Here is a 5,408-nt window from a genome sequence, read left to right as displayed (position 1 = left end):
TTCCTAGCGGCCCGAGAAGCGGGCCGCGTCGAAGTTCGCCGACGCCATCTGCTGACGCGCGTTGTCCGCCGACTCCTGGTCACCCTGACCGAACGACGAATCCATACCGGTCTGACCACCCAGAATCGCGCTCAGCGCGCTGTTCAGGTCCGCCGTCACCTGATCCGAATGCGACTTGAACGAGTCGAACGCCTGCTTGCCCGCACCGTTGAACTTCCCCTCCAACGGCTGCGCCGCAGCAATCAGCTGCCGGATCAAGCCGCCCAGGTCCTCGCTCGAACCCCGCGTCTTGCCCACCAGGCCCGACAACGCCGTATTACCCATGTCGAACTTCACGAGCTCACCCCCGTGTCTCATGTGCCGTCACTCGACGACAACCCGAACATGTCTACCAACATCATCTACGTGACCACAAAGTACTTTGGTTCCACAGATGACCATGTGTCATCACTGTGTCATGGACCACTGACAACGGGCGGGGTGCATACTGCACCCCGCCCGTTTTGCCTGCCATGCACTGATTACACCAGCTCGAACCACACCTTCTTGCCCACCAGTTCCAGCTCGTCCCACACCCAATCGACGCCCGAGGCGTCCGAGAGGCAGTGCACGAGCATCAAGCCCCTGCCGGCTTCCTCTTCCCGTCCGGGTTGCCTCGGCCATGGCAGTCTGCGCGCGTCGTCATCGCGCACCGACACGCGCACGCGCTCTGCGTTCACCACGACCTCCACCGTGAGCTCCCGCACGCGGGCGTGCCGGACGACGTTTGCAACGGTGTCCGAGACACAGACCCGGGCGTCCTCGACCAGTTGGTGATGGTCGGCCGCCACGAGAGTTGCGGTGACGAACTCCCTTGCCAGGCGAGCCGTCGTCGGGACTGCGGGTGCAGTCATGCAATACGTCGCCCCGCTCACCGGGTCGCCTCGCGGCGGGCGATGTCGATGGATGTTGGGACGATTGTCCGGTGTCGCGGAGCGCGAGGGCCGAATCGGGCCCTCGCTCCTGCGACCAGGCGGCGGCTAAGGTCTCGCATGTCGACGCTCCTATAACAGCGTTGGCCACGCCCCGGGACCGTGTCAGCGGTCGCCGGGGTTCTCCTTGGGCGCGGAGCCTAGCGTAGGACCCCTAGGATCCTTGGGGTCCTTATAAATCTCTATCTCGCATAGCACTGCATGGAGCACGTAGCGTGCCCATGTGATCGAATTCGTTCCCGATGTGCCTCGTTGGCGCCAAGTAGCCGAAGTGATCAAGCAGCGCATCAAGGACGGCACGTACCCGCCCAAGTCGCGGGTCCCGTCCGTCGTCCAGCTCACGGAAGAGTTCGGCATCGCGGGCATGACTGCCCACAAGGTGCACCGGGCCCTGCGCGCCGAAGGCCTCATCTACACCGAGCCCGGCCTCGGATCGTTCGTCTCGAAGGAGCTGCCGTAGGGGCGCCCAAGGCGCCCCTACCGCCTGCTACTCCCCCAACGCCCCGCGCACCGCCGAGCGGACTTCGTCGTCCCCGGCCGCCATCAGGTACTCGGCGAACTGCCGGCCCTCCGGACCGCCCGCCCGGTGCACGACCGTCACCGCGTGCATCAGCGCCCGCTGCGACGGCGCCGCGTCCAGAACAGTCGTCGCCAGCTCCGCCGCCAACGGGCCGTCGGCCGGCGCCACCACGCTCGCCAGGTCCACCAGCTGCGTCGGCAGGTCGAACGAGCGCCGCTCCCCTGCCGACAGCGACCGCACGCCCCGGCCCACGACATCCCTGATGTCGTCGAGCAGGTCCACCAGCACCGCGCCGTCGAAGAGTTCGCCGAGCTTGTCCTCGAAGTACTCGCCGTCGGCGATGCGCACCAGCGCGCGCAGCGCCTCCGTCCGGAGCGCGAGCGTGCCCTTCTCCTCCGCGAGGTCCATGTCCGACGCCGCCTCCGCGAGCTGCGCGAAGGTGCTGTCCACCGAGAACTTGCGGTCGATCAGCACGTCGTACCAAGGCGACTGCTTCGGGTCCGCCGCCGCGCGGATCACGGCGTCGTAGCCTGCCGGCTCGCCCCACGTCGTCAGGGCGACGCAGGCGAGGAAGCGCTCATTCTCCGCTGCAGCCGGGTCGTTCATCAGCTCGACGAGGCCGGGGACCCGGTCCCGGTGGGCCGGGTCGTCGAATGCGCCGAAGATGACGTCGTCGATGTCGTCCGTCGGCTCGCCGTCGAAATCCGTGCCGAGCAATTCACGGAAGCGCGTCATGGTCAATGCCTTTCAAATGCCTTGGCTGTCGGACGTCGAGCGTCGAACGTCACGACGCTTCGTGAATGTACTCGTGCGGAACGACGCCCTTGATGAGCCACTCGGAGTCGCGGCGCGTGTGCATCATGTCCTTGATCCGCTGCTCGATGCGCTTCGTCTTGGCCTTGCCCCAGCCGTGTTCCTTCGCCATCTCCGCGGCCCTCTTCGAGATGTCGTCGTAGCTCGTCCCGGGCGGTACGTCGATGTTCACGTGCTCGCCCGCGATTTTATCGGCGCTCTGCTGGATCGCCGACTCGACCTCCTTCGGCGAGTACACCTCGACGCCCTTGACCTTGCCGTCGGCGATGTCCTTCACCAGGTTCGGCAGATCCACGCGGATCTTCTTGCCGCCGTAGTCCTTGGCGTCGGCGCCGTCCTCGCTGAGCGACGTGTACGGGCTCTCGGACTTCTTCGGGTCGCGGCCCACGATGTGGTCGACGATCGACGCATCGCCGTTGGGGTCGGCCGGGACCAGGTCGCCGTCCGCGTTGAGGTGGGCCTTCCGCTGGCCCTTGTGGTTGTGCTCGGCCGCGAAGTTGTCGTCCTGGCGCTGAAGGTGCGGGATCTTGTCGTCCGGGCCCGGCTTGTACGTACCGCCCTCGTGCGGGGGCGGGGGCGTACCGCCGCCACCGTTGCCGCCACCGTCGTGACCGCCACCACCATGGCCGCCGCCACCGTCGTGACCGCCACCACCGTGGTCACCGCCACCGTGACCGCCCGTCGGCACGTGGCCGCCACCGCCACCACCACCGTGGCCCCCCGGCGGCACGTGGCCGCCACCGCCGCCACGGCCCAGGTGGGGGCCCGGCTTCGGTATCGGCTTCGGCGCGGGCGCCGGGTGGTCGCCGCCATGGCCCGCGCCCACCCCTGCCGGCACACGGTCGTGCGACGGCGTACCGGCCGGATGCTGCGCCGCACGCTCCGCCGCCGACGGCTCGGCCGGGATCGGCTTCTGGCTCGGCGTGCCGTCCGGCAGCTGCATCCTGCCGTCGTGGTGGACGACCGTGCCGTCGGGCATCTTCACGGACGTCTCGGGGATCTTGTACTTCCCCGTGCCGTTCAGGAAGTCCGTGTACGTGCCCTTGTAGACGTTCTTCATCCCGGACATCAGGTCGCCGACCTGGAGCTTGACGAACTCGCCCGCCTTGCCGACGTACGTCATCGGGTCCACGAGCCGGCCCGTCTTGCCGAGGGCGTTCGCCACCTTCGCCACGGTGCTCACCTCGCCCGCCTCGCCGGCCTTGGACGCCAGCGTGCCCGCCTTCCCGAGCTTGAGCAGGGAGCCGGAGCCGAGGGTGAGGACGTTGAACAGAACCGTGCCGCCTGCACGGGCTGGGTTCTTGCCCCACTCGTCCCAGGCGACCAGGGACTTGCCGAAGTCGCGTGCCGCCTTCCGTGCACGGTCCTCGTCCGGGTCCGGCTTGTCCGGCAGACCCATGGCGTTCATGGCCAGCTCGTACGGCCTGACCGTGTAGAGACCAATACCGGTGACGACGTCACCGATGCCGCTCCACGTCTTCTTGCACGTGTCCCAGTCGAAGACGTTGACCATGTTGCCGAGGCCCTTCAGGGTGCCCCAGACACCGTCCACGAAGAAGCCCTTGAGGGCGCTTCCCACGTGGTCGGTCGTCCAGTGCCAGGCCGCTTCCACGCCCGTGTACTTGCGCTTGTCGACCTTGCCCCAGGGCGTGTCGTCGGCCTTGGCCGCGTCGTCCGCGCTGAAGCCGTACATGCCCTTCTTGTGGGAACCGTCGTCGGTCGTCCACTTCGTACCGGTGCCCGCCACGCCGCTGATCGTGTTGGCGGCCTTGCGCTCGGCATCCTGGAACTCGCCCCAGACCCGGCCCACTTCATGGATCAGACTGGCATTCTTGTCGACCTTGCCCTGATCCTTCTGCCAGTCCTTCTTGCCCTCGACCGACTTGCAGAACGCCTCCGCCTGGGTCTTCAGCTCACTCATGCGCGTCACGAGCGGACGAGCGTCACTGGCGAACGTCGACAAGGCACTGCTGACCGACTCCAGCTTGCCGGCGAACGTGTCCGCGCCGTCGCGCACGGGCAGCGTCGTCGCGAACAGCTTCTCCGCCTCGGGGGCGGTGTAACAGGACTTGAGCCCCTGGAACTTGCTGTGGACGTCCCCGCCCGTCGTGCGGATGTCGGATGCGGCTTTCTTCAGGGTGCCGGCGTCCTTCTCCAGCTGCTCCAGATCGCCGGAGAAGTCCGGAATGGAACTGACGTCGATCACTTGCCGCCGCCCTTTCCGTCCGAACCGTCCTTACCGCCGTCCTTGCCGTCGCCCTTGCCCAGCGGCGGGAGCTTCGGTGCGCTCAGGGCGTCATTCTGTGCGTCCTGCGCCATCTTGAGGTCACCGTCGATGTACTCCTCGGTGGCCTTCACCGCACCGCTGATGGACTTGCCCGCCCGGGCGGGCAGGAACTGCAGATCCTTCATCGTGGCATCCGCGAATTCCTGCAACGCCGCCGCGACCGGACCGGGCGTGCCGCTCTTCGGAGCGACCCCCGGGGCCATCGTGCCCGCGGACTGCGCCGCACTCGCCATGCTGTTGCCGTAGGTCGTGAACTCGCCCTCGAACTTACCCGCGGCAGTGTCGGTGTCGCCGAGCACCGTACGCACAGCCTCGACCCGAAGATCCCAACCGGACACGAAATACCCCCGTATTTACCCGAATTACAGTGCTGCGCTACATCAGCCGATACCGTCGACGGCAGCCTTCGCCTTCGCCAGCGTCGACTGGGCCGTACCGTCGTTCTTCTCCATCGTGTTCCGGAGAAGGTTGATGATCTGACGGACCTCGTGCGCCGCGCTCTGCCAGCGCTGTTCCTTGCCGTGGTACTGGTCGGACACGCCGTCCGCCTGGAAGTCCGCCATCGCAGCCTTCACGGCCGCATCGCGCTCCGTCAGCACCGTCTCCAGACGGGAGATGATGCCCTGCAACGAGCCCTGGACCTCGCCCGAAGCACCCGTGTCATAGCTGCGGCGGTCTGCATTCGCCATGGTTCTCTATCCCCCGTATTCCTAGCGGCCCGAGAAGCGGGCCGCGTCGAAGTTCGCCGACGCCATCTGCTGACGCGCGTTGTCCGCCGACTCCTGGTCACCCTGACCGAACGACGAATCCATACCGG

General features: G+C 67.1%; 7 protein-coding genes. 1 reads left to right on the top strand and 6 read right to left on the bottom strand.

What is annotated here, in order from left to right:
* Window positions 1-3: 3 nt before the first annotated feature.
* Window positions 4-336, bottom strand: coding sequence for a hypothetical protein (locus ACWD4B_RS34980; protein WP_336411605.1), 333 nt, complete (start codon window positions 334-336; stop codon window positions 4-6).
* A 185-nt stretch (window positions 337-521) separates the two neighbouring features.
* Window positions 522-893, bottom strand: coding sequence for an ATP-binding protein (locus tag ACWD4B_RS34975; protein WP_451424553.1), 372 nt, complete (start codon window positions 891-893; stop codon window positions 522-524).
* Window positions 894-1,194: 301 nt separating this feature from the next.
* Between ACWD4B_RS34975 and ACWD4B_RS34970 the strand changes: the two genes are divergently transcribed.
* On the top strand, window positions 1,195-1,431 hold the full coding sequence (locus ACWD4B_RS34970; protein ID WP_451424552.1) for a winged helix-turn-helix domain-containing protein: 237 nt from the start codon (window positions 1,195-1,197) through the stop codon (window positions 1,429-1,431).
* 27 nt (window positions 1,432-1,458) lie between these two features.
* On the opposite strand, the gene ACWD4B_RS34965 is transcribed toward ACWD4B_RS34970, so the two are convergent.
* Genes ACWD4B_RS34965 through ACWD4B_RS34950 form a run of 4 tightly spaced genes read right to left on the bottom strand, consistent with a single transcriptional unit; the run spans window position 1,459 to window position 5,280 of the window.
* Window positions 1,459-2,226 carry a hypothetical protein gene (locus ACWD4B_RS34965; protein WP_451424551.1) on the bottom strand — a complete coding sequence of 256 codons (768 nt, stop codon included), beginning with the start codon at window positions 2,224-2,226 and terminating at the stop codon, window positions 1,459-1,461.
* Window positions 2,227-2,275: 49 nt separating this feature from the next.
* On the bottom strand, window positions 2,276-4,510 hold the full coding sequence (locus tag ACWD4B_RS34960; protein WP_451424550.1) for a hypothetical protein: 2,235 nt from the start codon (window positions 4,508-4,510) through the stop codon (window positions 2,276-2,278).
* The gene (locus ACWD4B_RS34955; protein WP_451424549.1) at window positions 4,507-4,929 is read right to left on the bottom strand and encodes a DUF6507 family protein; all 423 of its coding nucleotides are present in this window, start codon (window positions 4,927-4,929) and stop codon (window positions 4,507-4,509) included. Before ACWD4B_RS34955 ends, ACWD4B_RS34960 begins: the two co-directional genes overlap by 4 nt.
* A gap of 42 nt (window positions 4,930-4,971) precedes the next feature.
* On the bottom strand, window positions 4,972-5,280 hold the full coding sequence (locus ACWD4B_RS34950; protein WP_451424548.1) for a pore-forming ESAT-6 family protein: 309 nt from the start codon (window positions 5,278-5,280) through the stop codon (window positions 4,972-4,974).
* Window positions 5,281-5,408: the final 128 nt, after the last annotated feature.

It is taken from the genome of Streptomyces sp. NPDC002536, assembly GCF_053594995.1.
The sequence above is the reverse complement of the archived record's forward strand: the minus strand, read 5'-3'. Positions and strand labels throughout refer to the sequence as shown.

Coding starts and splice junctions, on each gene's coding strand:
- ACWD4B_RS34975 (WP_451424553.1), bottom strand. CDS start 893: ATGACTGCACCCGCAGTCCCGACGACGGCTCGCCTGGCAAGGGAGTTC.
- ACWD4B_RS34950 (WP_451424548.1), bottom strand. CDS start 5,280: ATGGCGAATGCAGACCGCCGCAGCTATGACACGGGTGCTTCGGGCGAG.
- ACWD4B_RS34965 (WP_451424551.1), bottom strand. CDS start 2,226: ATGACGCGCTTCCGTGAATTGCTCGGCACGGATTTCGACGGCGAGCCG.